Source organism: Bradyrhizobium erythrophlei (assembly GCF_900129505.1).
Classification (GTDB): domain Bacteria; phylum Pseudomonadota; class Alphaproteobacteria; order Rhizobiales; family Xanthobacteraceae; genus Bradyrhizobium; species Bradyrhizobium erythrophlei_D.
The window spans coordinates 2,588,345-2,613,643 of sequence record NZ_LT670818.1 but is presented as its reverse complement, the minus strand read 5'-3'; the positions used below and the strand labels follow the sequence as shown (position 1 = coordinate 2,613,643).

Below are 25,299 nucleotides of genomic sequence, written 5' to 3'. Positions count from 1 at the left end.
ATCATTATCGGGCCGTCAAAGCTGCATCGACGAGCGGGACATTCCAGTAAGCCGAGTGACGGCGGGTGATGTGCTCGACGATTTCCTGATTGAAGTTCCAGCCGGCCCGCGTCGTCTCATCCAGGCTGTCGGTCGATGCCAGCTGGATTTCATTCTGGCTCGCCTCCGCCCGCGCCGCGGCGCGATCGATCAGCTTGAGCAGCCTGCCGCGCGCAGCCTCGCATTTTCCGGACCCCGGGGACGCAAATAGCGAGACTCGCCATAGCGTCTCGTCCGTGGCTATGGGCTGCAAAATCACCGACGCCATCGCGTTTTGCGAACTGATCCGTACCAGGTTCGGAAAATGCCACTCCGCCTCGACCAGATTGAGCGCGCCGCCGTTGACGTCGGTACGCGCGACATCGACAAGGCTTGCACCGGCAAGCTTCCAATTCGACCGATGCACGCGCCAGAATCCCTCCCTGCGTCCGGAAATGCCGTTGGCTGATACGGCGGGAGGTTCGGCCGTGCTGTCGGGGCTGGGATCGATGTTTGCGAAAATATAGCCGGCTTCAACCCGAAGCCGTACCGGCAAAAGCCGCTCCGGCACTCCGCCGAGATATTGGCCCATGAGAGCCGCCGTCTCACCGAGCACACTGCCGGGGATGACCTCGCGGTCGCGGCTATACCCGCAGGACGTATATGAGCATTTCGTTTTTCTGCCGGCGCGGCACTGGGCCGGAACGGAGCGGCAGCCGCCGTGCTGCGCCTTGTTGAAGCGGCCGATCAGGCTGCCGTCCTGCTGACGCTGAACGTGTATCGCGTGCTGTCCGACCGTATACGGCAGCAGGTCGCCGACGTTGGCTATCTCATGAACCGAGCCGACGCAGACCCAGGTCCGGCTCCAGACTTTCTCGTTCTCGAGATCCTGAAAGACCTCGGAGGTGTAGGCGCGGCGCGGCAAGGTGGTCGCGAGTCCGAACGACAGCCGGCAGGCTGCGTAAAGCTCTGCCGCCTGGAGGTCGACCCCTCCGTCCGTGAAGCTGAAATCGGGATGAGCCAGCATGTGCTTTTTCCAGGAGAATACTGCGTCCGGGCCACCGCCCGGACGCCTGATCCTTACTTGCGCGCCTTGTTCATCGGCTGATCGTAGTCCGCTCGCCCGCGGTGCATGATCGCTTCGACCGGCGGCGCCGGCAGCGGACCATCGGCCATGAAACGGTTCAGAACGTTGCCGACAAGCTTCGAGATATTATTGTCGCCATTGTTCCAGGGAAGCGCACCGCAGAACGCGATCGACGAGAACGCGAAGGAGGCACCGCCGTTCGGGGTTTCGTGATACGCGATATCCGATCGAACGCGCGGATGTTGCGTGCCGTCGAGCCCCTGCTGATTGAAGCCGTAATCCTCCATCACGAGCAGATAACCTTCGGTATGGCGGCCCGCCGACGTCGCCACAACCAGCGTGTGGGGCGGACTACCCAGCATGGTGTCGACGATATCGAGTTCGGTGCCCGCCGCGCCTCCACCCACGAGGCCGAAGTTGCCGAGCTTCTCGTCGTAGGTGATGCCTTCGAACGCCCACGCCACACGGGCGTCATTGCTCTCTGGTGTGCGGGAGTAATAGGTCGAGATATCGAAGCCTTCCGACGACATGCCGGTTCCGGCAATGGTGTGCAGATAGCGGCCGCGGAAGCGCCACATACCGCCGAGTTCGCCCGTGCCCTGGTGATAGTATTCGCCGGGATCGGCGCGCCAGGTGCGGATGCCGGATTCGCAACGCCGCATCTCGGTGACGATACCGCGACCTTTGCCGTCATACGCCGGATGATACGAGTGAACCCAGTACCAGCCGTCGGCGCCCATGTACATGAAGCGTCCGCCGCGTTGCATGTAGTTGTGAATGGCATCGAGCTGCGGTCCGGAATTGTGCTCCGGATGCGAGCCGGTGATGATCACGTTGTAGTTTTCCAGCCGCGCCAGCCCGTCATACGTGACGTCCTCGTCGGTGATTACGTCGTAGTTGTACCCCATCTTCTCGAGCCAATAGATCATATGCAAATCGGCCGGATACTGCCACGGCGCCTGTGCCAGGAAGTGATCGTATTTCGGCCGAATGCTCAGGATCGGCCGCAGCCTGGATGAGAGGCAGAGACCGCTGCCATCGGTATGGGTGTCGTAGATCGAACCGCCGTATTCACGATGCTCCGACAGGAACATGTTCTGCTGCTGCATGATCGGAACCCGGTAAACAAGGAGTTCCGCGCCGCCGGCGTTGTTGGCCAGATGCTCGTTGGCGTAGGCCATGTAGCTGATGGTCGGCACCATGAAGGCGATCTTCGCGGTTTCCTCGCCGACGTGTGGCACCACCCAGAACGGGATATAGTCTTCATCCCCGTCCTTCGTGGTCAGCTTCACGGCGTAGAATTTGCTGCTGGTGCCCTGGGGAACGGTCCATTCGAAGCTGGTCGACCAGCGTGCATCGTCGATATCGTCATCGTGGAAGTGGATCGCGCCGTACTGCTGCGGTGCATTTTTCCAGTCGAAGATCTGTCCTTCCCAATTATAGCCGGTCATGGCACGGGTCGGGCAATTCACGATCGTCGCATTGAACAGATAAGGACCCGTGTCTTTGCCGATCAGCGTGTTGATGCCGTCGCCGAAATCCCACGACGCCACGATCGCCTCCGAGAGTTTACCGGACGGGCCGGAGTTGCGGCGCTCGGACAAGCCGGGCTGCGCGCCCATCTTCATGGTCTCGATTTCGAGCCGGCTGAGCGCACGATTGCAGATGCGCGGCGAGTCGATCTTGCCGTTGTAATGACCCTTGATCAGAACACCCGGCGGCACGGAAGCCTTGGCTTCGGGAGCACCGCTGATGCTGCCGCAATAGCCGGCGATTACAGTCGGCGCACCCGGAACGTAGGACGGCTTGCCGGACAGCTTCTTGGTGACCGGCGGGATCTCGGGATCGAGCGCATAGACAATCTGCGGCTCATGATAAAGCGTCGCCTCACCGGTCGCCGCATTGAAGGACGCCGCGACAAAATGCCATGCGTGGTCGCGAACCGGCGCCGCGGTGGTTATCACCTGATCGTTGACGCGAAATTCGATACACCCGTCTTCGTTCAGAAAAAGGCCGTAGCCCTTGCCGTCGCACCACTTGGTGACCAGGCCTTGCGCACCGTGTTTCCAGTATTTCGGATGGGTCTTCGGAGTCGTCGGCCAGATCCAGCACTGCAGAGTCACGCTCTCGAGCTGAAATTGGGGCTTATCGGCCACAAAGCCGTAGGAACCGCTGTAGATCTCCTGCTTGACGCCCTTATAGGTTGCGTTGCAAGCCGCCGCTATCGGCTCCTCCATGAAGCCTGGTCCGCGCGGATTGGTGTCGCCATGGATCATCTTGACGATTTCGGCCTGGTATTCGCTCGGACCGTCGCAATTGACAAAGAACTTGATGGTGTCGCCGGGATGCACGCCGAATTTGTCGGCGTAACCGGTAATCTTCATCCAAGACATAGTATCGATCTCCTCCAGTGATGCTGTACGAGCGCGGCGGTCAGGTTACGGTCCACTTGTCATCCCGGCGCTTCCAGCCTTCCCGGAAATGCTCGGGGAAGCCGTCGTTCTCGGGCATTTCCTCCAGCCGCATCAAGAAGATGTCGTGCTGCGGATCCTGCTCATTGTCATAGACCTTGTCGGTGACGAACTCGGGCGGGACACCGCGGATTCCCGACAGGCGGGCAATGCGCCATTCCTTCTCGACCTTGGTGCAGATCACCACCAGCTTTCCCTTGGCCGGCATCGCACGCATCCGCAGCAGCACGCGGTTGAGCTGGAGATCCTCGTGGATGCCGCCCGTCACCGTCGTGGTATTGCCTGGTGTTGCACATTTCAGAACGCTGTTGCCAGCCACGCCCTTCATGGAGTCCATACACTCCTTGTGCTCTTCGATCATCCGCTTGGCCTCAGGGGTCGTCTTTCGGGGAATCGGGATCATCGTTGCGTCTCCTAGCTTTATGTTTGGTGGTTAAATCGTCAGGTGCTTGTGAATGATGTCGTCGTCGAGGGCATCGATCGGACCAGCGGCGGCGACCCGTCCGTTGTCGACCATCAAGAAGTCGTCGCCGAGCCGCTTTGCGACCTTGATGTGCTGTTCGGTGAGCAACAGCGTGATGCCCAGCTCCTTGTTCAGCATCCGCAAGGTCTCGCCGATCTCATGCACAATGTTAGGCTGAATGCCTTCGGTCGGCTCATCCAGCAGCAGAACCTTGGGACCTACCGCGAGTGCACGCGCCACGGCGAGCTGCTGTTTCTGGCCGCCCGACAGCAGCCCTGCCCGGCGATCCAGATTGGACTTGAGATAGGGAAACAATCGCAGGCAGACCTCGGGAATTTCGCTGTCGTCGGTACGGCGGGCGAAGGTGCCGAGCATTATATTTTCGCGCACGGTGAACTCGGACAGGATGCCACGCCCCTGCGGTACGTACCCGATGCCGAGCTTGGCCCGTTCGTGGGTTGGCGCTTCGCCTATCTCCTGGCCGTCGATCTCGATGTTGCCGCTGGAGCGATCTGTCAGCCCCATGATGGTGCGCATCAGTGTCGTTTTTCCAACGCCGTTGCGCCCCAGCACGCAGAGGCACTTGCCCTGCTCAAGCCGGAGGCTGAAGTCCTTCAGGATCGGCGTCTTGCCGTAATAGGATGTCACCCGGTCCATCGCCAGAAGCGTGCTCATGCCTCGACCCCGCCGAGGTAGACTTCACGCACACGCTCATTCTGTTCGATCTCGCTGATGGTTCCCTGCGCCAGCAGGCTTCCCATATGCATTACGGTGACGACGTCGGCGATCATCCGCACAAAACCCATGTCGTGCTCAACCACAACAAGTGTGTTTGTTTTCTTCAGGTCGCTGAAGATCGCCGCGGTTTTTTCGATCTCAGCCTCGGTCATTCCTGCAATCGGCTCGTCAAGAAGAAGCAGGCGCGGGTCCTGCATCAACACCATTCCGATTTCGAGCCATTGCGTCTCGCCATGCGAAAGGATGCCGGCTTCCGTGTTGCGCCGCTCGGTCAAGCCGCTCAGCGACAGCACCTCATCAAATTTTGCGGCGAAGCCCGGCTCCCTGAAACGGAATATGTTCTTTAGTGGATTGGTGCTGCGGCTGTAGGCAACCTCCAGGTTCTGCCGTACCGAAAGTTCCTTGAACACGGCTGGCACCTGAAACTTGCGTCCAATCCCGCGGCGGGCAATCTCATGCTCGTCCAGGCCCGTGATGTCCTCATCGCAGAACAGAATGCGCCCGGAGGTCGGCTTTTGCCGCCCTGTGATGAGGTCCATCGTCGTGGTCTTTCCGGCCCCGTTCGGGCCGACCAGACAGCACAGCGTTGCTTCGACGATCTCGACGGAAAAATCGTTGATCACGCCAACGGTGTCGAAGCTCTTGCTGAGATTCCTGATTTCAAGAAAACCCATGTTGCCGCCTCACTCGCCCGCCTGCGGAGACATCGCGCCTGCCGGCAACTCACGATCTCCATTGCTTTTCTTCGATCCGACGGGAAATCGCGCGAGCAGGTTTTCGACCAGCCCAATCAGACCTTTGGGCAGGAAACGAACTACCAGGATGAAGAAGGCGCCGAGCACCAAAAGCCACGTCGCGAGCAGCGCGTCGCCGAGGTAGCTCTGGGCCCCCATGACGATAAAGGCACCGACAATCGATCCGATCAGCGACAACCTTCCGCCGACCCCCGCCCAGATCACCATCGACAGGCTCAGCGTGGTGTCGAACTGCGCCGGCGACACGTATTGGGTCAACGCCACCCAGCAGCAGCCCGCGATCGCGGCAATCAGGCCCGATATGGTGTAGATCGCGGTTTCATAGCCGGCAACGTTGTAACCCAGGAAACGCACGCGTTCAGCGTCGCCTCGCACGGCCTGTACGACGAGGCCGAACCGACTGAGCGTCATCAACTTGGCGGCGAGCGTCGCCAGCAGCAGCAGCCCGAATACGGTCCAGTATGCCAGCGGGCTATAGGGATCGAGCGTGAACTCGCCGATCTTGAACGGCGCCGGCGGCGTGATGCCGTTGACGCCGTTCGTGTATGGCTGCAGATCCAGGATCAGCGTGTACCAGGCGCTCAGCATCGCGAGCGTCATGATCGCGAAGAATGGTCCGGAGACGCGAGCACGGAACATCAACCCGCCAAAGATGGCGCAGAACAGCGTTGGGACAATCAGGGCCAGTCCAATACCGACGGCCGAGTTCATGAACGGCACCCACAGCGTCGGCAGATGGTCGAGGCTGTTATTCAGCATGAAGGGCGGAATCGGATTCGATGCATCCTGGGACTGCATCTGCATAGTCATCGCCATGCCGTAGGCACCGAGACCGAACGGGATGCCCAGCCCAAGGTTGAGAATGCCGCCAAACCCCCAGCACAGGCTGATCGCCAACGCCAGCATTCCGAACACGCCGTAGGTCGACATCTGGTTCAGCAGAAAGCTGTCGGTGACGAAAGTCGGCACCAGGCCAAGCACGAGAAAAAAGACCAGGTAAGCCAGCCACTGGGCCTTGACGTTATGGAATATGTTCATTGCTTCAGATCCTCACCCACAAACAATCATCGGCGCGTGGAAGAGGGCGCAAACAGGCCTTGCGGGCGAATGCGCAGGAAGACGACGATCAGGACGAAGAGGACGAAGCGGGCGAAGGTATCGTTGGTGAAGTAAGCAAATATTGACTGCAGTTCGCCGGTTGCTCCGCCAGCGACAACGCTGCCGGCAAGCGTACCGCCCCCGACAACGACGACCAGAAACGCCTGGACCACATAAGTCGCGCCCATGGTGGGCAAAACGATATTCAGAACGCCGAACAGCGAGCCGGCCAATCCGGCGAGCCCCGCGCCAAGCGCGAAGGTGAGCATGTAGACCCGGTCGGCGTTGATGCCGAAGGACGCGGCCATTTCCTTGTTCTGCATCACCGCGCGGACCTGCACGCCAAATCGCGTCCGGTAAAACAACGCCCAAAGCGCCGCCGCTGCCCCTATCGTGACGGCGAGAACCACCACCCTAAAGACGGAGATGTTGAGGAACCCCAGTTGCACGTTGCTTTGGAAGATCTGGGGCACCGCGAGATATTTGGGGTCGCTGCCGAAGATCAGCCGGACTCCCTGCATCAACACAAGAGAGACTCCGAAGGTCGCAAGGAGGGTATCGAGAGGTCGCTTGTACAGGTACCGGATCAGTCCGCGCTCGAGTATCAGGCCCACGGCAGCCACAATCACGAAAGAGGCTGGAACGCAAAGGAAAAACGGCAAACCGAGATGACTCTGCAGCGTGTACGAGCTGTACGCGCCGAGCATGATGAACTCGCCATGCGCCATATTGATCACGCCGGCTGTGCCATAGATGATCGTAAGCCCGAGAGCCGCCAGCAGCCAGATACTGGCAATACTGATGCCCAGGATGAGCGCATTGATAAATGCGCTGAGCTCGAATGAGCCAAAGAATGAGCCAAGGGCCATGAGAGCTCCATCACACCGCTGCGGGACCGTTGGCAACGGCCCACGATCCCGCCATTTGGCGTCGCCACGCCCATTGCGGGCGCGGCCCTGTTGACGAACTTCAGATCACGTTCTTGCGAATCTTGCCGTCTGGAGCCACCAGGCCGTCAGCCGTGCACTTGCCGCTGTCCGGATAGATGGAAAAGGGATCGGGAGCGACGTGCTGATCGGAAGTCTTGACGATCTTGAAGCTTCCGTCCGCCTGGCACTGGCCGATCTTGGGTTTCAGCCAGGTATTGAAGTTCTTGTCGTCGATCCATATCAGACCTTCGGGGGAAACGTTGTCTTCAACCTTGATACCGCCGGAGTGATCGCGGATTGCGCGCGGCGTAAGAGCGTCGTAACCCACCGCGGCGAGCGCCTTTTCGAGGCCATACTTGAATACGTAGGCCGACGTGTAGGTCTCTTCCATGTTGTAGTGCGTCGTTCCGTTCTTGCCGTATTTGCTCTTGAGGAAGCCCTCGACGAACTTGTGGTTGGTCGGGTTATCCATCGTCTGGAAGTAGGGCGCCGAGAGAAAATGCCCCGCTCCAAATTCGTTGCCCATTGCCCGGGTCTCGATCTCGCCCGTGGTGAGCGACGCTATCGGCATGGAGTCGACCTTGAATCCTTCCTGTTTGAACTGCTTGTGGAAGGCGATATCGGAGGCGCCGACCACGGTGGAGAAGATGAAGCTGGGCTTAGCTTCGCGGATCTTGTTCAGCACGGGACCGAACTCGGAGGAGCCGAGCGGAATGTACTCTTCACCCACCAGTTCGCCGCCGGCCTGCTGCAGCCAGATCTTCGCGTTCTTGTTGGATTCCTTCGGCCAGACGTAGTTCGAGCCGACAAAAAAGACCTTCTTGCCGAACTTCTCGACCATGAAGGGAATCAGATCCTTCGAGTGCTGGTTGGCGAGAGGACCGGTGCATATCGTGTTCTGAGTGCATTCAGCTCCTTCGTAGCAGGTCGGATAATAGAGCAAGTGGTTCTGCGCCATGACCGTCGGCAGAATCGCCTTGCGGCTGGCCGAGGTGTAGCAGCCGAACAGCGCTACCACCTTGTTGCGAAGGATCAATTCCTTCGTCTTCTCCGAATAGACGGTGAAGTCCGACTTGGCGTCGACGATGACCGGTTCGATCGGCGAGCCATCGATGCCGCCCGCCTTGTTGATCTCGTCGATCGCGTACTGCATGACCAACGTCGAGTCTTCTTCCGGCACCGCGAGTGCGCCTGAAAGAGAGAACAGAAGTCCGATCTTGATCGGCTGCCCCTTCTTGACCCAGGACTCGGCGCCCCAGGCCTGATCGATATTGCGAACAAAGCCATATGGCGCAGCCGCCAGCGCTCCACCCGCCAAGGCGGTCTTCTTCAAAAAGTCGCGACGATTGGTCCCCATGTAGCGCTCCTGCTATTTCCTAAGAAGAAATCTATTTGCCAACGTATCGCCCTACGGCGGTTTCTCAAGAGTAAAATTTATGCACTGCGGATAAATTATCGAGCAGTGGCGGTGCGCACGGCCACGCGCACGCGGCAACAAGGTTGCTAAATGCCCAGAGACTGTTGAGCAATTGCCTGAGACAGCAGCTAAGGAGGCCATCTCAACGCCGTTTTCAACGCTGCGGCGTTGACTGTGCCTCGCAAACGGAATTCCACTGCCTAAAGTTTCGAGGCGGCTTTTCCTTGCACCATGCTAGTTCTCAAGGACCATTAGTGGGGTCGCTGCCATGCCGAGAAAAACGCTACTTAGGAGTGTGTATTCAGAGAAAACAAATTTTACTACCGGCTCCAATGCGCCGGTCGAGCCGCGAACGCTGGAGCGCGCACTCGGCGCACGCATCCGTTCCATTCGCCGCGAGCGGGACCTGTCGGTAAACGACCTGGCAGGCGCGTCGAATATTTCGGCCGGGATGTTGTCGAAAATTGAGAACGGGCAGATATCGCCGTCGCTTTCAACCCTTCAGTCGATCGCTACTGCGCTGACTGTTTCGCTGAGCATGGTTTTTGCCGCCACCGAGGAGCGACGCGACTGCTCTTTCGTCAGGGCGAAGCAGGGCGTGATCATCGAGCGTCGCGGCACGAAAGTGGGCCACGTCTACCAGTTGCTGGGACACGTAATTGGCGGCGATGTCGTCGTGGAGCCGTACTTAATCACGCTGAAGGAAGAAGCGGAAGCCTTCACTGGCTTTCAGCATGCAGGCATCGAGTTCATTTACATGTTGACGGGCGAGGTACTCTATCGTCATGGCGACAAAAGCTATCGGCTTCGGCCCGGCGACTCGATCCTGTTCGACTCCGGAGCACTTCATGGCCCGGAAACCTTGGTCAAACCACCGATGACGTACCTGTCGATTATCGTGTATCCGCGAAAGCCCTGAATCCGGCATCGACCAAATTTCGAGCGTCGTATTTAGCTCATGACGCTTGTGCTCTTCGCACTTTCGATCCATCCGGTCGGCGTGGTATCCACCTTGTCCTCCATGACCCAGATCTTGATCCAGCCGTTGCTTTGGGTTGGTTCATGGAGCGCGGCCTGCTCCTTGGGCTCGGATTGGCAATGTTGTTGCAACGATTGGCGTCTCGGCGATTTCCAGCGGCTATTGAGCAACGGTCAGACCGCTCGCGACTGTTGCCGTCGGCCCGACGCGGATGACTCGCATGCTCCTGAGCGTTTCGCTGAATTAGCGCGCGCGAGTGGCGTCTCTGGACGCTTCGTCGAGCGCAAATGCCAGCCTATCATTCTCGCGGGACCAGGTCACACCTGCCCGCAGCCGGACCTGCTCCGTCGCCCGGCCGCAGCGTTCCTCAGAAAAGGCAAAGCCGTCCCAGCGGTTAGACCGGGACGGTGAGTGAGTTATAACGAAAATGGTTGCGGGGAGGCGCAACCACCGATACCGACATTCGCTGATGGTGGACATTTGAAAAGTCCCCGCAGCGCCGACGCTGTATTCAGTTCGGAAGTCGCCTAATTCCGCAATGTTATCAGGAGCCGTCGTGACATTTTCCAGCCTTCTAGGCGGATTGAAATCGTTGCGGAATTCCTCTTTGTCAGCCCCGCATCTGTTCTATCTCGAATCAAATTTTCAACCTGCCGGGCGCGAAAATTTCGGTAAATTTTTGGCGGTTCGTGCCTCGACGCTCACCCTCCTGCGCGCCGTATTTTCGCGACTGCAACGACATCGTCGACAAAACCTGTGCCGCACGGACCTTATCCGCCGACAGTCAACACCACATCGATTCCATCACGTCTCGCGATTCGGCAGGGATTCCATTCTGAAGGCCGTATAATATCGGAAAAAAGGTGTAGGCTTGGTCGGTGTCTCGATAGATTAGGTACAGGGTGCGAACCGTGAATCGCTAGGGAGGCATCCGTTGGCGGACGAGGCAGACAGTGATGCGAGGGTAGAGCGGCCGACCTCCCTGCCCAGCCTGTCGTTCGTCCAGCAGCCTGCGTTGCAGCTTATCTACGATACTGCGCCAATCGGGCTCGCGTTCTTGTCTCCCGACTGCCGCTATCTGCAGATTAACCAGCATCTCACCGAAATTTGCGGCATTTCCGTTGAAGGGCATCTGGGACGAACGGTGCGAGAGTGCGTACCGGCATTGGCCGAATCGGTCGAAGCGATCGTTCGGTCCATCATGGCAAGCGGCGAGCCGGTGACCGGGATCGAGGTAGCAGGGCAGCGCCGTGATCAGAACGAACATCGCGCGTGGATTACGTACTGGCATCCGGTACGGGGTCCAGATGGCGAGATTGTGGGAGTCAACGTCGCAGCCGAAGAGATTACCGAACGCAAACGCATCGAAGCGGCACTTCGGGCAAGCGAGCGGCAATTTCACACACTGGCCGACTCCATCCCGCAGTTGGTTTGGATGGCTGAGGCCGACGGCAGAATCTTCTGGTTCAACAGCTGTTGGTCCGACTACTCTGGCGTGTCGGCCGTTAATGCCGGCGCTCATGACTGGCAGACCCTTCTCGCCCCTGCTTCACTGCCGGACGTCAGCCGCCGCTGGGCGCAGTCCCTTCAGGCCGGAACAGCACTGGAGATGGAGTTACCACTGCTCGGAAAGGATGGGCAGTACCGCCCATTCCTGACCCGGTTGATTCCACTGCGCGACGCAACGTCGACCGTCTATCGGTGGATTGGAACTCACGTCGATATCAGCGAGCAGAGACGCCGTGAAGAGCACATCCGCTTGATCATCGACGAGCTTTCACATCGCACCAAGAATCTCCTTGCGGTCGTCATGGCGGTCGCCAACCAGACCGCGCAATATGCGGGCGACGTGAGGCAGTATCAAATGCGTTTTTCGGAGCGGCTGCAGGCGCTCGCGCATTGTCATGATCTGCTGGTTAAGGATAGCTGGCAAGGCGCCTCGTTCCACGATCTCGTATCGGCGCAGATGCGGCCCTTCGGCGAAACCAACGCAGGCAGGATCGACGCCGCCGGGCCTCCGGTCGTCCTGAAACCCGATGCCGTACAACATCTAGGCTTGGCTTTGCACGAACTGGCGACCAATGCTTCAAAGCATGGAGCGTTGTCCGGGCTGCACGGCGAGGTGTTGATCCGCTGGCAGGTCGGCGAGGCGAACGACAGGGTTCGAATCCATTGGTGTGAAAAGGGCGGACCACCCGTTATGCCGCCGCAACGGCGAGGCTTCGGCCATGTTATGATCGAACAAATCATACCTCGCGCCCTCAACGGCAGCGGGGTACTTGATTTTTCTCCTGCGGGCGTGAACTGGACGTTTGAATTTCTCCAACGTGTGGATAGATAACCGATGCGCAGGCGTTGGCATCGGCAACATCTTCCAGCACTTCAGCTTGAATGCTCCGGCCTAGCGCCTCAGTCGACACGACGAAATATCGCTTCCTGCGTCAGGATTCGGCTCGCTTTGCGCGGCAATCCATTCTGAACTCAAACGCGTGAACTCTGTCGAGAAGCGATTTATATTAGAGGTGAACGCCTTCGCTAGTCTAGCGGCCGACAAAATCTGCTTTTCGCTTGCTCAGGAACGCACGGCAGCCAATCTGGTAGTCTTCGCTGTCCGCAAATGCGTAAACGCCCATCCGCTCCTCTGGTTTCACCGGGCTAGTGTCTATCGTCAGGCGCCTGATCTGCTGCTTGTGATCGGAAGCGCAGGCGACCGCGCGGCGTATTTGAGGCCGACCGGTGGATGGATCAGTCCTATCTCCATTACGATCGTCATCACGACGCCGAACCACAGCAACACCGCCGCTAAATATCTCGAGCAGATTGCTCGCGAAGTGGGTTGACCGTCAGCCTTGATCTGCGGCGATCTGAAGAGACTGCTGAGAACCGTCCGCGCGCGGCGCATCATAGCGTGACGATCGACCAGGGCGCGGGGCTTCAGTCCCGCGTACCGGCTTTATTTGACGATGTGATAGATCGCGTTCAGCCCGAGAAGGCCGACGAAGATCAGATAGACAGCGACAGCGAAGCTCACGACCCGAGGCGCGAGCAGCAGGAACAATCCCGCGAGCAAGGAAGTGATGGGCAATAGGTGCGGCGCACTGGTCAGGTGCATCTAATACTTATAGCCGATTCGGATGCTTCACCCGCTGACCAGTGCAGCCGAGCCGTGTGCTGGCGCCGATCGGCCGGTACCATGAAGCCGCGAGCCGGACCCGCATCGGTGAGTCCCGCGGGCTCGGCGAGCGGCATTCTGGTAGTGATCAGTTCGATTGTGGCAGAGTTCCGAGCTGGAAAACCGACCGTCCGAAGCGCATATTCCGGGGATGGCGACAATTGTGCAGTGCAATTGCGGCGCCGAGTACAGACGCACTGAAGAGAAGTTCTTGGTACCGCATACGGGTGACGCGGTCTGCACGGTCTGCGGAGCTGCTCTCGAATCGTGGCGGGAAACTACCCACGTTCCCACTTACGAACTTATTGAACGTCCAGCGAGAAAGCCGGAATGACACTAGCCTAGTGCGCCTAACTTGATTCCGGCAGAAAGTTAATATTGAAAGTTCTGGCGCTTCTCACGATCAGGGCGCACACTTTGTCATCACCGCCTGGTCTCATGGCAGCTATCGGTGATGAGAACGCCGATCGCGCTCCCGCCAATCCTCAAATGGATGGAGCTGCGTATGCCAGAGCATCGCCGTTTCACACAAACTACCTCCCTTGAAGAAAGCCTTGCCAAGGAAGCAACGCAGTTACGCAAGCAGGCTCAAGGTACCCCGCCGGGCGTTGAGCGCGACCTCCTGCTTCGCAAAGCCCGCCGAGCCGAGACAGCTTCTCATATGACGAAGTGGCCGGCCTCGGGCTACAGGCACCAAGATAAGTTCAATTAGAAATGGCTATCTATCGGCTATTAAAGAACTCTGCCTTTGAGCCGGAAGAGATTAGGCGCATCACAGAGGCATACGAGCAAGCGTTGCATGCCCTCTGCGTCAAGGATCGCGACGACCCCCTAACGGAAATGATCGCGAAGCGAATCATCAAGATCGCGCAAGCTGGTGTCCATGACGCGGCGCAGCTTTCGGCTCTGGCAGTCGCAGAACTACGCATCCGGTAAGGCCGCCTCTGTTGGCGGCCTCCCCTAGGGTGCACGCCCGAGGAGCAACAACATGACCCCACTCATCCCCGAGGAATCATCGACCAGATTGATTGACTGGAGTCCCTTCGTGATCATGGGCAACACGATACCGCCCCGAGATCCTGATGAAGAGGACGAGGACGAAGAGGAAGAGGATTCCGTCGACGAACCGCCGGTTGTGCGCGAGCCGGACGAAGATTAGTCCTAGTTGCTGGGTCCCCCCGCACGATTATCTGATCGCCGCCTACAGCCTAGACAATTTGTCTTCAGTGATCCAAAAAGAGTTTCGCAACACCCCGCTAGGAACGGACATTGCGTGGGCTTTGGGGGTTTTCGTCTCGCCAAGCCGCGCATTCGCTGTTTAGACCCAGCGAGCCGTACCCGATGAAACTTGGGCCCGGAAACTGCCATGGTGATAAGAAGTTATACCGCCGCGCCCACGGTAGCTCTTGCTCTCGGACTCTTCACACCGCCGGTTTCCATTGCCACCGATACAATCGTCTTCACGGCCGCCGTGCTCGTCTCGCCTGCAATGGGTCAGCCGGACACGCTCACGAAAAAGCAATCGGATGCACTCAATGTGTATAGCAATGCAGTAAACCGTTTCAAGTCGATCCTGGGTCAGCGGCGCGTCCAGATCAATTCGAATCAACGACTGCCGAACTTGCCGGGACAAGCGCTCTATCTTGCACGCAACGACATGATGAGCGCGTACAAAGACCTCACCGATGCTCTTCCGTCCAAAATCGGAAGACCCAATAAATTCGGAATTCCTCCGGCGTACTTTGATGCCGACAGCGAGCCGCTGCTCGATGAGTACAGGAAGCTTTTCGACCTCATGGACGCGCCACCCGCCAAAGCGCAAAACTCAGATACTCCATTCAAGGATGTCGTCGATTTGGGAATTGCGATTGCGCGAGCCAAGGGCCTTGACGCGGCGAATGCTGAAGCGGCAGGCCGCATCAGCCTAGGGCTCTTCTTCGCCGAGACAAATGGCAATCAAAACGCGGGGAACGCGCGCTCGAACAGATACAAGGGAAGTTTGCAAACGGGCCCATCCGAAGATCAAATCGGTCAAAAGAAGTGGTCCGCGATAAAAAAATCGGTAGCAGCTTTCAATCCTGCACTGAGCCGTCGCGACAAGATGGAAGAGGCACGGGTTGGCAATCTGGATCATCGGCTTAACCACTGGACCGCCGTGCGCGATGCCCTTATGAGCACCCACGCAGATATTTTCCCGCAAGTGGCCGCAATCGCAAAAACACTGCCAGATCCAATCGATCAAATGAAACTCTTCGAACTCATGCAAATTATTCCAACTCCGACTAGGGCCGCGCTTAAGTCAGGCAACCTGGTCAACTGCAGAATTTCCGACCCGACGATCATGGGATATCTGCGAAACAACAGCATCTTCGCCTTTGGACATGCTGACAGGGCAAGAACATCTGCAACCTTCCGGGAAATTCTTGATGCGATGTGGCTCTTTAATGCCAAATTTGAACAGGCGCGTTCCCAATTTGACGAGATCAAGACGGGGTAGGCGAGCGATAAGCTGCTGCTCTCAAAGAGTTTTGATCCCGGTCGTCCGATCGAATTGGTAATATATTTTCAGTAACTCCTGGTTCAAAATCCCTGTTAATGTCGTCTTGTGCTGCCATGAAGCGCGAACGGAAAATTATTCTGGGGAAAGCAGGGATTGCCGTCGTCAGGTAGAAAATTCGCACCCTCAGGCCTTGTTCCGCGCCGCCGCACCATCATCGCCGTGATGGCCGCATTGGTGCTTCTGCCGATCGAGGTCAGCGAGGCCGGCTGGCTGTCGGACATCTTCAAAGGCTCGTCAAAGCACAGCAAAGGCTCGTCAAAGCACACCAAATCGCCTGCACACGTCGCCTCGCCAAAGCACGCCACCTCGACTAAGCGCGCCGCCTCGCCAAAACCCCACAATGTAAAACTCGCCGGCCTGGGGCTGGCCAATTTGAACCTCCCGAAACCGGTCGCAGCGCTGTGCGAGCCCTCGAAATTCCGAATCGTTCTGGATGTGGGACATACCGCCGAGTCAGAAGGCGCGACCAGCGCCCGGAACGTCGCCGAGTTCGTTTTCAATCTGCGCCTTGCGCGACGGATCGAGGAGAAATTGAAGGCCGAAGGTTTTGCCGAGACCAGGTTGCTTTTGACCGAGGGCAAGGCCAGGCCCAGCCTCGCCAAGCGAGTCGACGCGGCGAACGATCTGCACGCAAACCTCTTCCTTTCGATCCACCACGACTCCGTACCCAACTCATTGCTCGAGGACTGGGAATTCGAGGGCAAGAAAAGTCATTTCAGTGACCGCTTCAGTGGCTATTCCGTCTTCGTCTCCCGCAACAACCCGGATTTCAAGACGAGCCTCTCATTCGCCGAACTGGTTGCCAAGGAAATGAAGGCCCAGGGCTTGCAATATGCCCAGCAATATACCCTGGCCATCATGGGTCGGTACCAGCACCCGCTGCTGAACAAGGAAACCGGCGTCTATAGCTACGATCAGCTCGTCGTACTGAAATCGACCCGGATGCCTGCCGTCCTGCTGGAGGCAGGCTCTATCATCAACCGGGACGAAGAGCTCAAGATGGGCTCGCCTGAACGCCGGGACATCATCAGCAGCGCCGTCGCGGCGGCAGCGAAGGAATTCTGTGGTCCGCAAGAGGCCTTCCTCGGTCCGCCCTGATGGCGCGGTGACGGCACCACCTCGCATCCCCTTCAGGATTTCAGTATCGATGCCGGCGACCTTCGGTCAGAGGAGGCCCTTTGCGCGAAGGCGACCCACGGACACATTCAGTGTGCTCATTCATGCTGGTCTTGCCTTGATAATTATGATGTTGCCTGCTCCGGCTTTGGCAGGCTCCGCCTTGCCCAAGGGTTCGTTTATTTGCGTGATATAGATCCAACAATTGTTCAAGACATTCGCTACGCAGGATCTCATAACTTCGTTGGCCGACCGATAAGGGGCTACCTCGCCGCCGAATGTATCCTCAGCCAGCCCGCGGCAAATGCCCTTGAAGACGTGCGCAGGAAGCTGGCCGAGAAAGAACTCTCGCTCATCGTCTGAGATTTGCTATCGGCCGAAGCGTGCTGTCGATGACTTTCTTCAGTGGAGCAAGGATCCATCGTTGTCGTCTGCATGGCTCGCTCCTCCGAATTGCGGGAGCCTCAACAGCGCCCACATCCATGGCACCGATGTGCCGCTAGAGGAGCCGTCCACAGCATCAACAGCGGAAGTTAAAAAACCTCGTTCGATAACCTCGTCGGCTTCAACAAGCAGTGATGTAGGGAGTGCTAAGCCAATCGCTTTGGCGGTCTTGAGATTGAGCACTAGCTTGAAGCGTGTCGCTTGTTCGACGGGAAGGTCTTTCGGGCTTACACCCTTGAGGATTTTGTCGGCATACCCAGCCGATTTGCGAAAATAGTCTGGAAATGCTGTCCGTAGGACATCAGGATGCCGTCGTTTTGCGCCATTTCGCCAACGGCGGCCTCTGCCGGAATTTGGTTCGCCAATGCTGCGGCAGCGGCCCGCACCCGTTCGTTATACAACATTGATCCGGTGGTTATCACGGCCTGAAAACCGTCCCGCGCAGCCGACGTGAACGCCTCACCAATTGCTTCCGGCGCCGGCACGGGCACCGCGCGCAGTTCAATACCGGCTGCCTTCGCCGCGTTCACGAAAGCCGGTGCACTCGCTGAAAAATGTGAATCGTAAACAAGCGCTAGGCGGGAAAGGTTCGGAACCGCTTCCTGCAAAAGGGCAATCCTCTTACCCGACAGATCCGTATTCATCAACGACAGCCCGATCACGCTGCCGCCCGGATGCGCTAGGCTTTCGACAAGCCCGTCATGAACCGGGTCAGGTGCAAGCACTAGGACAATGGGAACGGTGCCAGAGGCACGCTTGACCTCGACCGCGCCCTGTCCGGTGACGGCGATGATCACGTCCGGCTTCTCGTCGACAAGCTCCCGCGCAAACATACGAAATCGCTCGGCCTGCTCGGCTGGAAACCGATGCTGGAAGATGGCATTCCTGCCGTCGACATAGCCAAGATCGCCAAACGCCTTCATCAGCACGTCGAAATACACGCCCTCTTCTGCACGACTGCCGGCATGCCACAGCAGACCGATCTTCGACATCCTCCCACCCGTCGCGTTCTGCTGCGCCCGACCTACGAAGGGCCACGCCGCGGCGGTCCTGCAGAGCATCGTAATGAATTTGCGACGTTTCAAGGACGCCCCCAAGGTAGGCAGCAAATCGACCATATCGCTAATCAAAGCGGCCGTCTTCTCCATTGCGCAAGAAACAACGAAGTCGCCTTCGGGTCATCTGCGTCACTTTGACCGCGGGCCAGCCACTTCCGGTCCGCCCGATTAACGGACATTCCCAGCGCCCGTCGGCATGTCTCAAAGGTGCCAGGCGCCGACATCAGCAGCCAAGAGCCAGGCTCGTTGCACTTTTGCGGCATAACAGCCAGCTGCCGCAAAGTGGATATGCATGTAGTCTACATTTAAAGGCGCGAGCATTTTTTAAAGGCGCGAGCTTTTTTTCCAAGAGCGGTTCGAGCTCGTTCCTACCAACTAATCGGTTGTCGACCATCATAGCGCTCACATCGAAAGGCCTCACTGCAAGGATGCGGTTGCGCAGCTGTTGGGGAACCTCATTCACCTTGTCGTAGGTCTGATCGCCTTCGCGCACAAAGATCGCAAACCGTATCCGATAAGGCGACTCGACTGGATGATGTTCGTAATTGATCGGCAAGCTCAGGGGATACTGTGACCGATATCTCGCAGCATGCTTCTCGTTCCGTCGGTAAGGGCGCCGTGGTTGTAATTGACGTCCCAAATGCAAATGACCCCAAGAGCGATTAGGATGGTCAGGAGCGTTCGCATATTATTGCCTCAAGGTCGTTTCAACTTCGTGCCGCCGCGCGGGCACTTGTGGCCGCAGCGGGGGCATCGACACGATATTTCGCGGCAGGTCCTCCAGTTTATCGGCGACATTCGCCGCCATTGTCGGGTATTTCTTCTGCCAGCCGCCGGATCTTCAAAACCTCGGCCCGTACCCGCGTCAATGCTTTAATTTCTTCGGTCATGCCATCACGGCTCTCGCAAAAGCGGGAGACTAAAACCGCATGCTTACACTGACCTTACGTAGGTACGTCGACCGCTTGGCCAAAGGATCCCATTACTTTGCGACTTGAACTCGATCCGCCGGCTGCTCGGCGGAGGTTTCGCCCATCGGGCATTCCCGCCAGACCGGTGTTGTGCAGGCCGCCGGCCAACCCCCGCCGAGCGCCATGAACAGCGCGGCGGTGTCGGAAAGACGATTGGCCTCCGTTTGCACGCGAATCACCGCCGCGGTCAGGTAGGTCTGCTGCGCATTGAGGACCGCGAGTTGATTGACCTGACCGGCATTCAACTGCTTCTCAACGATATCGAGGCTCGCCTTCGCGGTATCCTCCGCGCGTCGGGCTGCCTTCACGGCGCGGGCGTCCGATTGCAGGGCACGCAAGGCGTCGGCGACGTTCTGGAATCCGGTGATGACGACGGCGCGATACTGGGCTTCGGTCTGGTCGAGAGCGGCCTCGGCCGCCTTCTGCTTGTTGTAGAGTGTAAAGCCGTCGAAGATCGGCGCGGTCGCACTCGCCGCCAGCGTATAAAACCCGGTTCCTGGCGCAAAGCTCTGGGCGAGGTTATAGCCGCTCGATCCCCCATTGGCCGAGAGCACGAAATTCGGCAGCCGGGCAGCGATCGCAACGCCAACCAGTGCGCCTGCCGCGTGCATGTTGGCTTCCGCTGCCCTCACATCAGGGCGCTGCTCGACAAGCTTGCTGGGCAGGCTGACGGGCAGGTTCGCCGGCAAGTTGAAATGGGCGAGGTCGAACTTCTGCAGGATCTCGTCGGCGGATAATTGGCCGGCCAGCGCCGTCAGCAGATTGCGCTGCTGTGCGAGCTGTTTCTCGAGCGGCGGAAGCAGTTGCTCAGCCGCCGCAAGAGCGGCGTCCTGCGCCAGCACGTCGGCTTGCGCGGCCTGGCCGAACTTGAACTGGCGTTTTAATATATCGAGAAGGTTGCGTTCGATGCCGATGATGCGCTGGGTGGCCGCGATCTGGCCGCGGAGCGATGCCTCCTGGATGGCGGCCGTCGCGACATTGCTCGTCAGTGCCAGGTAGGCGGCCTCCAGCTGGAACAGTTGCTGTTCCGCTACCGCATCGAGACTCTCCACCGCGCGAAAATTGCCGCCCCAGATATCCGGTACGAATGACACAGTCAGCTGATTGGTCACCAGCGAATACCGGGTCTGCGGGACCGAACCGAAATCGGCGCCGAACACGCTGCCGGCATTGGAAAGCAGCAGATTCGAGGATGTCGAATTACCCGTGACCTGCGGATAGAACAATCCGCGCTGGGCCTGGGCGTTGTCATGATGACGGCGGAGTCGACAATGATGCCGAAATCGACGGCGCCGAGTGACAGCAGGTTGGCGTCTTCGCCCCGCAGCACCAGGATGATGATGGCAAAGAAAAGTGCGAACGGAATGTTGGCGCCGACGATGATGGCGCTTCTGAGATCGCCGAGGAAAATCCACTGGATCAGGAAAACCAGCAGGCAACCGAAGACCAGATTGTGCAGCACGGTATGCGTGGTCACGCCAACCAGCGAGCTGCGATCGTAGTACGGAACGACCTTGACGCCGGGGGGGAGGCTGCCGTCCGTATTCAGCCTTGCGACCTCGGCCTGGACCAGCGGGATGATGTCGTTGGTGTGCTGGGTCCGTCCCATCACCACAACGGCGGTGGCAGGGATGCCCTGCGAGGAAAGACCTGCTGTTCTTGCTTTCTTGTTCTTCCAAGTTAGCCCATAGGTGACAGCGGCGTACTAAGGAACGGCCGCTTTGCGCGCCAGAAGCGGCCGTTCGGTCAGCGGCGCTTTTGACCCACAGCCGGCCCTCGACGATTGAAGTGCCGGTTCATCTCAGATCGCCGGGTGTGATGGTCCCTGTGCAATGCGTCGGCAGAACCGCAGCCAGTGCCGCGGCGGCCTTATCGGGCCGCGCCTTCTCGTAGATCGCGAACTCAAGGTCAGGAAGCCGCGGCAGTCCCTCTTCCACGCCGAGAATGCGCAAGCCCGCGATCAGCGCGCTGGCAGGAAGCGGGGTGATGGCGAGGCCCGCGAGCGCCGCCGCGCGCACGCCTGTCAAACTGGGGCTGGTATAGACGATCTCCCAGGTCACTTCGTTGTCATTGAGCGCGGCGAGTGCAGCCTCGCGAGAAACGGATCGCTCGCGATACAGGGCCAGCGGCAGCGCCGCACCCGGAACAAGATCGAACGTGTCGGCCGCGGCCCAGACCAACGGCTCACGCCACACCAGACGCCCTTTCGAGGTTCCGAGCGGGCGCTTTGCGAACACGACGTCAAGCCTCCCCGCATTGAGTTGCTCGATCAATTCCGCGCTGACGCCGATCTGCACCTCGAGCCTCACGCCCGGATGGAGCTTGGCGAAGCGGCCGAGTGCCGAAGGCAGCGAGCCGCCGGCGACCTCCTCGACCACGCCGAGACGCACGGTGCCAGACAGCCGCGGCGCCGCCAGGCGATGACGGGCCGCTTCCTCAAATTGCAACAGTCGACGCGCGTCTTCGAGCAGCATCTCGCCATCGTCGGTCAGCACGACGCTGCGCGTTGTCCGGCGGAACAAGGGCCGTTCGGTCTCGAGCTCAAGCCGCTTAATCTGCTGGCTCACCGTCGACTGCGTCAGGTTGAGGCGCTCCGCGGCGCGGTGGAAACCGCCGCAATCGGCTACGGTAACAAAGGCACGCAGCAACTCGAAATCGAGCATGCGATTGATCCTATTTTTCGATCAATCATATTATGAAATACCGTTTCTATAATCAATGATGGCTTCCTAGCTTTCGTTATGAGGACAGCGAAGGAGATTCATCATGTCAGACACGTCACCGGGCCGTGATGTGGCGACGCAAGGCCGACGACTGGTGTACGAGTCGGGTGAGTGGGAGATCGATCTCGCTCGCCGTGAACTGCGGGCCCGTGGAACTCCCGTCCCGATCGGCAATCGCGCGTTCGACATCATCGAAGTTCTGGTTCGCTCGGCCGGCGGGCTCGTCACCAAGCACGATCTCACGAGTCGCGTATGGCCGGGCGCGATTGTCGAGGACAATGCACTTCAATTTCACATATCGGCAATTCGCAAGGCGCTCGGCCCGGATCGTGAACTCCTGAGGACGGCGTCCGGGCGTGGCTATCGCCTGCTCGGTGATTGGACATTCCGGCAGGAGAGCACGTCACCAGCTGGTTCGATCGACCTCGAACCGGTGCAGATCGCCGCCGAGCCGTTTCAGACCAATTTGCCTGCGGCAGCATCCGACCTGGTCGGCCGAACCACGGCGGTGCGGCATCTGCGCGATCTTCTGTCTGCCTACCGGCTAGTCACGCCGACCGGACCCGGGGGCATCGGAAAGACCAAGCTTGCATTAGAGGTGGCCCGCGGCTTGTTTCCGAGCTTCCAGGGTGACGTCCGGCTGGTCGAGCTGGCCTCGCTGTCGGATCCTGGTCTCGTGCCCTCCGCTGTGGCGGGGGGCCTCGGCCTGAAGCTCGGTGGCGACCAGATATCCGCCGAGCCCGTCGCTCGGGCGATCGGAGCACAGAAGCTTCTGCTGGTTCTCGACAATTGCGAGCACGTGATCGACGCAGCAGCCAGGCTGGCGGAAACTGTCATACGCATGTGCCCACGAACGACCATTCTGGCCACGAGCCGGGAGATCCTGAACATCGAGGGCGAGCACGTTTACCGCGTTCCGCCGTTGGATGTGCCGCCTCAGCATGAGGAAGCCGCAAACATATCCGCTCACAGCGCGGTGCAGCTTTTCATCGCCACGACCAGGGCGGCGCAGTCGGATTTCTCGCCGCATGGCGACGACCTTGCGACGATCGCGGCGATCTGTCGGCGCCTCGACGGCATCCCGCTGGCCATCGATTTTGCGGCGACTCGCGTCGCCACGCTCGGGCTCCAGCAGGTCGCCGCAGGCCTGGATGATCGCTTGGGAATGCTGACCGGCGGGCGCCGAACGGCTCTGCCGCGGCACCGGACACTGCGCGCAACGCTGGACTGGAGCTATGAGTTGCTGCCCGAGCCCGAGCGCTTGGTCATGCGACGCCTTGCCATCTTCGCCGGCGACTTTAAGGCAGAGGCGGCGAGTTTGATAGCGGCGGGTGGCGAGATAGCCGCATCGGAAGTGGTCCGCTCCCTGGCGAGCCTTGTCACGAAGTCTCTTGTGGCCTTGGACGCCGTAAGCGTGATTACGCACTATCGGCTGCACGAGACCACGCGCGCCTACGCGCTCGAGAAGCTCAGTGAAAGCGGTGAGCTCGGCGATGTGGCACGACGCCACGCCGACTACTACCGGGATCTTCTGGAGCGAGCCGAAGCCGAGGCGGAGACATTGCCCGCGCACGCGTGGCTTGCGGTCTATGGCCATCAGATCGGCCAGGTGCGCGCGGCTTTGGATTGGGCGTTCTCGCCGACCGGCTTGGCCGAACTCGGCGTAGCGCTGACCGTGGCGGCGGTGCCGCTCTGGGTGCACTTGTCGCTGATGGAGGAATGTCGCAGTCGCGTCGAGCGGGCGCTTTCCGGCCCCGCCGAGAGCCGAGACGCACGACGCAATATGCAATTGAATACCGCGCTTGGCGCGGCTCTCTTTCTGACGAAGGGCTCCGGCCCCGAGTCGTTAGCGGCCTGGACGAGCGCCTTTGAGATCGCGGAAAGCCTCGACGATGCGGATTACCGCCTGCGAGCGCTTTGGGGCTTGTTCATCGACCGCATTACAAGCAGCAGCTATCGGGCGGCGCTGGCGGTAGCCGAAAAATTTTGCACCTATGCGGCGAAAACCACCGTTCCTGCCGACGGGCCAATCGGCGACCGTCTGGTGGGCGTGGCGCTGCTTTCCCTGGGTGACCTGGAAGGCGCGCGCCGGCACATCGAGCACATGCTGGGTCGCTATGTCGCCAGGAGATCGGACGTCATCAGGTTTCAATATGATCAGCGTTCCTCGGCGTGTTCGTATTACTCACTGATACTCTGGCTGCAGGGATTTGCTGAGCAGGCCATGCGTAGCATTGAATGCAATTTAGTCGACGCTCGCGCCAGCGATCATCCGGTGTCGCTGTCCAATGCCCTGGCTCATTCAGCTTGCCCCGTCGCCCTTCTCGTCGGCGATCTGACCTTGGCGGAGTGCTACGTAAAGGCGCTCATGGATCTCTCCGCCAGGCACACGCTGCGGCGGTGGGACGCCATTGGTCGATGCTTCGAAGGTGTGTGGCTCATCAAACGGGGCGATATTGGCGGCGGGTTAGAGCTTCTGCGCACCGCATTCAGCCGCATCCCTCAGAACGCGTTTATCCTCCTTTACACTCTATTTCTCGCCGAGATTGCGGACGCCCTCGGGCGTGACGCTAAAGCTGCCGAAGGGCTCTCGATAATCGACGAGGCGCTCGCGCGATCCGAGCGCAATGAGGGGCGCTGGTGCGTCGCCGAGCTCCTGCGCATCAAAGGTGAACTCATCCTGCGGGAGGGGGCGCCGCAGGCCGCGGCGGCCGCCGAGGAGCACTTCTTGCGCTCGCTCGATTGGGCGCGCCGGCAAAGTGCCCTGTCATGGGAGCTGCGAACAGCCACAAGCCTCGCGCGCTTACAGCAGGATCAAGGCCGTGCCGCCGAGGCACGCAGCCTGCTGCAGTCGGTGTATGATCGCTTCAGCGAAGGCTTCGAAACTGCCGACCTGAAGACCGCGAAGGCGTATCTCGACTCGATGCAGTAACGCACCCGTGGTCAATCCATGCCGAACCCGAGGACGAAGCCTCGGACTTTTTGCCGGGGGCACACCGAAGGTTCTTAATGCAAGACTGACGACCCAAACTGCCCTTAGTAGGCGTCAATTACAAATTCAGTTGGGGTGCTCCTGTGGTCGCGGACGGCGGGGCACACCTTTCTGCTCGTCTCAGGATATCTCAGGTTTACTTAGAAGTTGGCCGGCGAACAATAGACCTTCGGCCAATCGGCCGCTAGGGCCGGTTCCGGTCTCTCCATTTCTCAGAACTATTCAGCTCGGATCCTCTCGAACCCTCGGGAGATCGGCTTACTTGGCTTCAGAGTGACTGAAGCCAATCGCAATGGAGAGCAGAAATG

The 25,299-nt window shown here is 59.3% G+C and carries 21 protein-coding genes and 2 pseudogenes; 8 read left to right on the top strand and 15 right to left on the bottom strand.

The annotated features are described in order from the left end of the window. Positions 1-4: 4 nt before the first annotated feature. The 8 genes from B5525_RS12265 to B5525_RS12230 all read right to left on the bottom strand — a co-directional run bounded on the left by B5525_RS12265 (position 5) and on the right by B5525_RS12230 (position 8,916). Positions 5-1,045, bottom strand: a complete 1,041-nt coding sequence (locus B5525_RS12265; RefSeq protein WP_079566242.1) for a hypothetical protein — start codon at positions 1,043-1,045, stop codon at positions 5-7. Between the two features lie 53 nt (positions 1,046-1,098). Further along, complete coding sequence (locus B5525_RS12260) at positions 1,099-3,498, bottom strand: N,N-dimethylformamidase beta subunit family domain-containing protein (RefSeq protein ID WP_079566241.1); 2,400 nt, start codon at positions 3,496-3,498, stop codon at positions 1,099-1,101. 40 nt (positions 3,499-3,538) lie between these two features. Then, positions 3,539-3,979, bottom strand: coding sequence for a N,N-dimethylformamidase, small subunit (locus tag B5525_RS12255; protein WP_079566240.1), 441 nt, complete (start codon positions 3,977-3,979; stop codon positions 3,539-3,541). Positions 3,980-4,009: 30 nt separating this feature from the next. Further along, entirely contained in the window at positions 4,010-4,714 is a 705-nt protein-coding gene (gene urtE / locus B5525_RS12250; RefSeq protein ID WP_079566239.1) for an urea ABC transporter ATP-binding subunit UrtE, read from the bottom strand. Continuing rightward, a complete protein-coding gene (gene urtD, locus B5525_RS12245; RefSeq protein WP_079566238.1) occupies positions 4,711-5,451 on the bottom strand; it encodes an urea ABC transporter ATP-binding protein UrtD in 741 nt (246 codons plus the stop codon). Before urtD ends, urtE begins: the two co-directional genes overlap by 4 nt. Before the next feature lie 9 nt (positions 5,452-5,460). Beyond that, complete coding sequence (locus B5525_RS12240) at positions 5,461-6,570, bottom strand: ABC transporter permease subunit (RefSeq protein ID WP_079566237.1); 1,110 nt, start codon at positions 6,568-6,570, stop codon at positions 5,461-5,463. A gap of 26 nt (positions 6,571-6,596) precedes the next feature. Next, positions 6,597-7,499: an urea ABC transporter permease subunit UrtB gene (gene urtB, locus B5525_RS12235; protein WP_079566236.1), complete on the bottom strand. Its 903-nt coding sequence runs from the start codon at positions 7,497-7,499 to the stop codon at positions 6,597-6,599. 100 nt (positions 7,500-7,599) lie between these two features. Next, entirely contained in the window at positions 7,600-8,916 is a 1,317-nt protein-coding gene (locus B5525_RS12230) for a transporter substrate-binding domain-containing protein (RefSeq protein ID WP_079566235.1), read from the bottom strand. A gap of 328 nt (positions 8,917-9,244) precedes the next feature. On the opposite strand from B5525_RS12230, the gene B5525_RS12225 reads away from it, so the two are divergent. The 3 genes from B5525_RS12225 to B5525_RS47500 all read left to right on the top strand — a co-directional run bounded on the left by B5525_RS12225 (position 9,245) and on the right by B5525_RS47500 (position 12,795). Then, positions 9,245-9,895, top strand: coding sequence for a helix-turn-helix domain-containing protein (locus B5525_RS12225; RefSeq protein WP_079566234.1), 651 nt, complete (start codon positions 9,245-9,247; stop codon positions 9,893-9,895). Between the two features lie 994 nt (positions 9,896-10,889). Then, entirely contained in the window at positions 10,890-12,296 is a 1,407-nt protein-coding gene (locus B5525_RS12220; protein WP_079566233.1) for a PAS domain-containing protein, read from the top strand. A 148-nt stretch (positions 12,297-12,444) separates the two neighbouring features. Continuing rightward, positions 12,445-12,795, top strand: a complete 351-nt coding sequence (locus B5525_RS47500) for a hypothetical protein (RefSeq protein WP_079566232.1) — start codon at positions 12,445-12,447, stop codon at positions 12,793-12,795. A gap of 113 nt (positions 12,796-12,908) precedes the next feature. Here B5525_RS47500 and B5525_RS12210 read toward each other — a convergent pair whose 3' ends face one another. Beyond that, complete coding sequence (locus B5525_RS12210; RefSeq protein WP_079566231.1) at positions 12,909-13,067, bottom strand: DUF3096 domain-containing protein; 159 nt, start codon at positions 13,065-13,067, stop codon at positions 12,909-12,911. A gap of 774 nt (positions 13,068-13,841) precedes the next feature. Here B5525_RS12210 and B5525_RS12200 point away from each other — a divergent pair. The 4 genes from B5525_RS12200 to B5525_RS12190 all read left to right on the top strand — a co-directional run bounded on the left by B5525_RS12200 (position 13,842) and on the right by B5525_RS12190 (position 16,785). Then, positions 13,842-14,063: a hypothetical protein gene (locus tag B5525_RS12200; protein ID WP_079566230.1), complete on the top strand. Its 222-nt coding sequence runs from the start codon at positions 13,842-13,844 to the stop codon at positions 14,061-14,063. 52 nt (positions 14,064-14,115) lie between these two features. Beyond that, positions 14,116-14,286, top strand: a complete 171-nt coding sequence (locus tag B5525_RS45315) for a hypothetical protein (protein ID WP_172899861.1) — start codon at positions 14,116-14,118, stop codon at positions 14,284-14,286. A 207-nt stretch (positions 14,287-14,493) separates the two neighbouring features. Then, a complete protein-coding gene (locus B5525_RS12195) occupies positions 14,494-15,624 on the top strand; it encodes a hypothetical protein (RefSeq protein WP_079566229.1) in 1,131 nt (376 codons plus the stop codon). 156 nt (positions 15,625-15,780) lie between these two features. Beyond that, positions 15,781-16,785 (top strand): N-acetylmuramoyl-L-alanine amidase family protein, encoded by a 1,005-nt coding sequence (locus B5525_RS12190; protein WP_244567876.1) that lies wholly within the window; start codon positions 15,781-15,783, stop codon positions 16,783-16,785. Between the two features lie 420 nt (positions 16,786-17,205). On the opposite strand, the gene B5525_RS47795 is transcribed toward B5525_RS12190, so the two are convergent. The 6 genes and pseudogenes from B5525_RS47795 to B5525_RS12170 form a co-directional block, all read right to left on the bottom strand. Beyond that, on the bottom strand, positions 17,206-17,490 hold the full coding sequence (locus tag B5525_RS47795) for an ABC transporter substrate binding protein (RefSeq protein WP_425305307.1): 285 nt from the start codon (positions 17,488-17,490) through the stop codon (positions 17,206-17,208). Then, positions 17,475-18,239, bottom strand: a complete 765-nt coding sequence (locus tag B5525_RS12180) for an ABC transporter substrate-binding protein (protein ID WP_172899860.1) — start codon at positions 18,237-18,239, stop codon at positions 17,475-17,477. Before B5525_RS12180 ends, B5525_RS47795 begins: the two co-directional genes overlap by 16 nt. Before the next feature lie 289 nt (positions 18,240-18,528). Further along, on the bottom strand, positions 18,529-18,798 hold the full coding sequence (locus tag B5525_RS47790) for a hypothetical protein (protein ID WP_425305306.1): 270 nt from the start codon (positions 18,796-18,798) through the stop codon (positions 18,529-18,531). A 489-nt stretch (positions 18,799-19,287) separates the two neighbouring features. Next, a pseudogene (locus tag B5525_RS12175) lies at positions 19,288-20,523 on the bottom strand (efflux transporter outer membrane subunit); the annotation flags it as partial. Positions 20,524-20,525: 2 nt separating this feature from the next. Continuing rightward, positions 20,526-20,903 (bottom strand): annotated as a pseudogene (locus B5525_RS46220) (efflux RND transporter permease subunit); the annotation flags it as partial. A 169-nt stretch (positions 20,904-21,072) separates the two neighbouring features. Next, on the bottom strand, positions 21,073-21,939 hold the full coding sequence (locus B5525_RS12170) for a LysR substrate-binding domain-containing protein (RefSeq protein ID WP_079566224.1): 867 nt from the start codon (positions 21,937-21,939) through the stop codon (positions 21,073-21,075). Positions 21,940-22,042: 103 nt separating this feature from the next. Here B5525_RS12170 and B5525_RS12165 point away from each other — a divergent pair, with 103 nt between their 5' ends. Further along, positions 22,043-24,931: an ATP-binding protein gene (locus tag B5525_RS12165; protein ID WP_079566223.1), complete on the top strand. Its 2,889-nt coding sequence runs from the start codon at positions 22,043-22,045 to the stop codon at positions 24,929-24,931. The last annotated feature ends 368 nt before the right edge of the window (positions 24,932-25,299 follow it).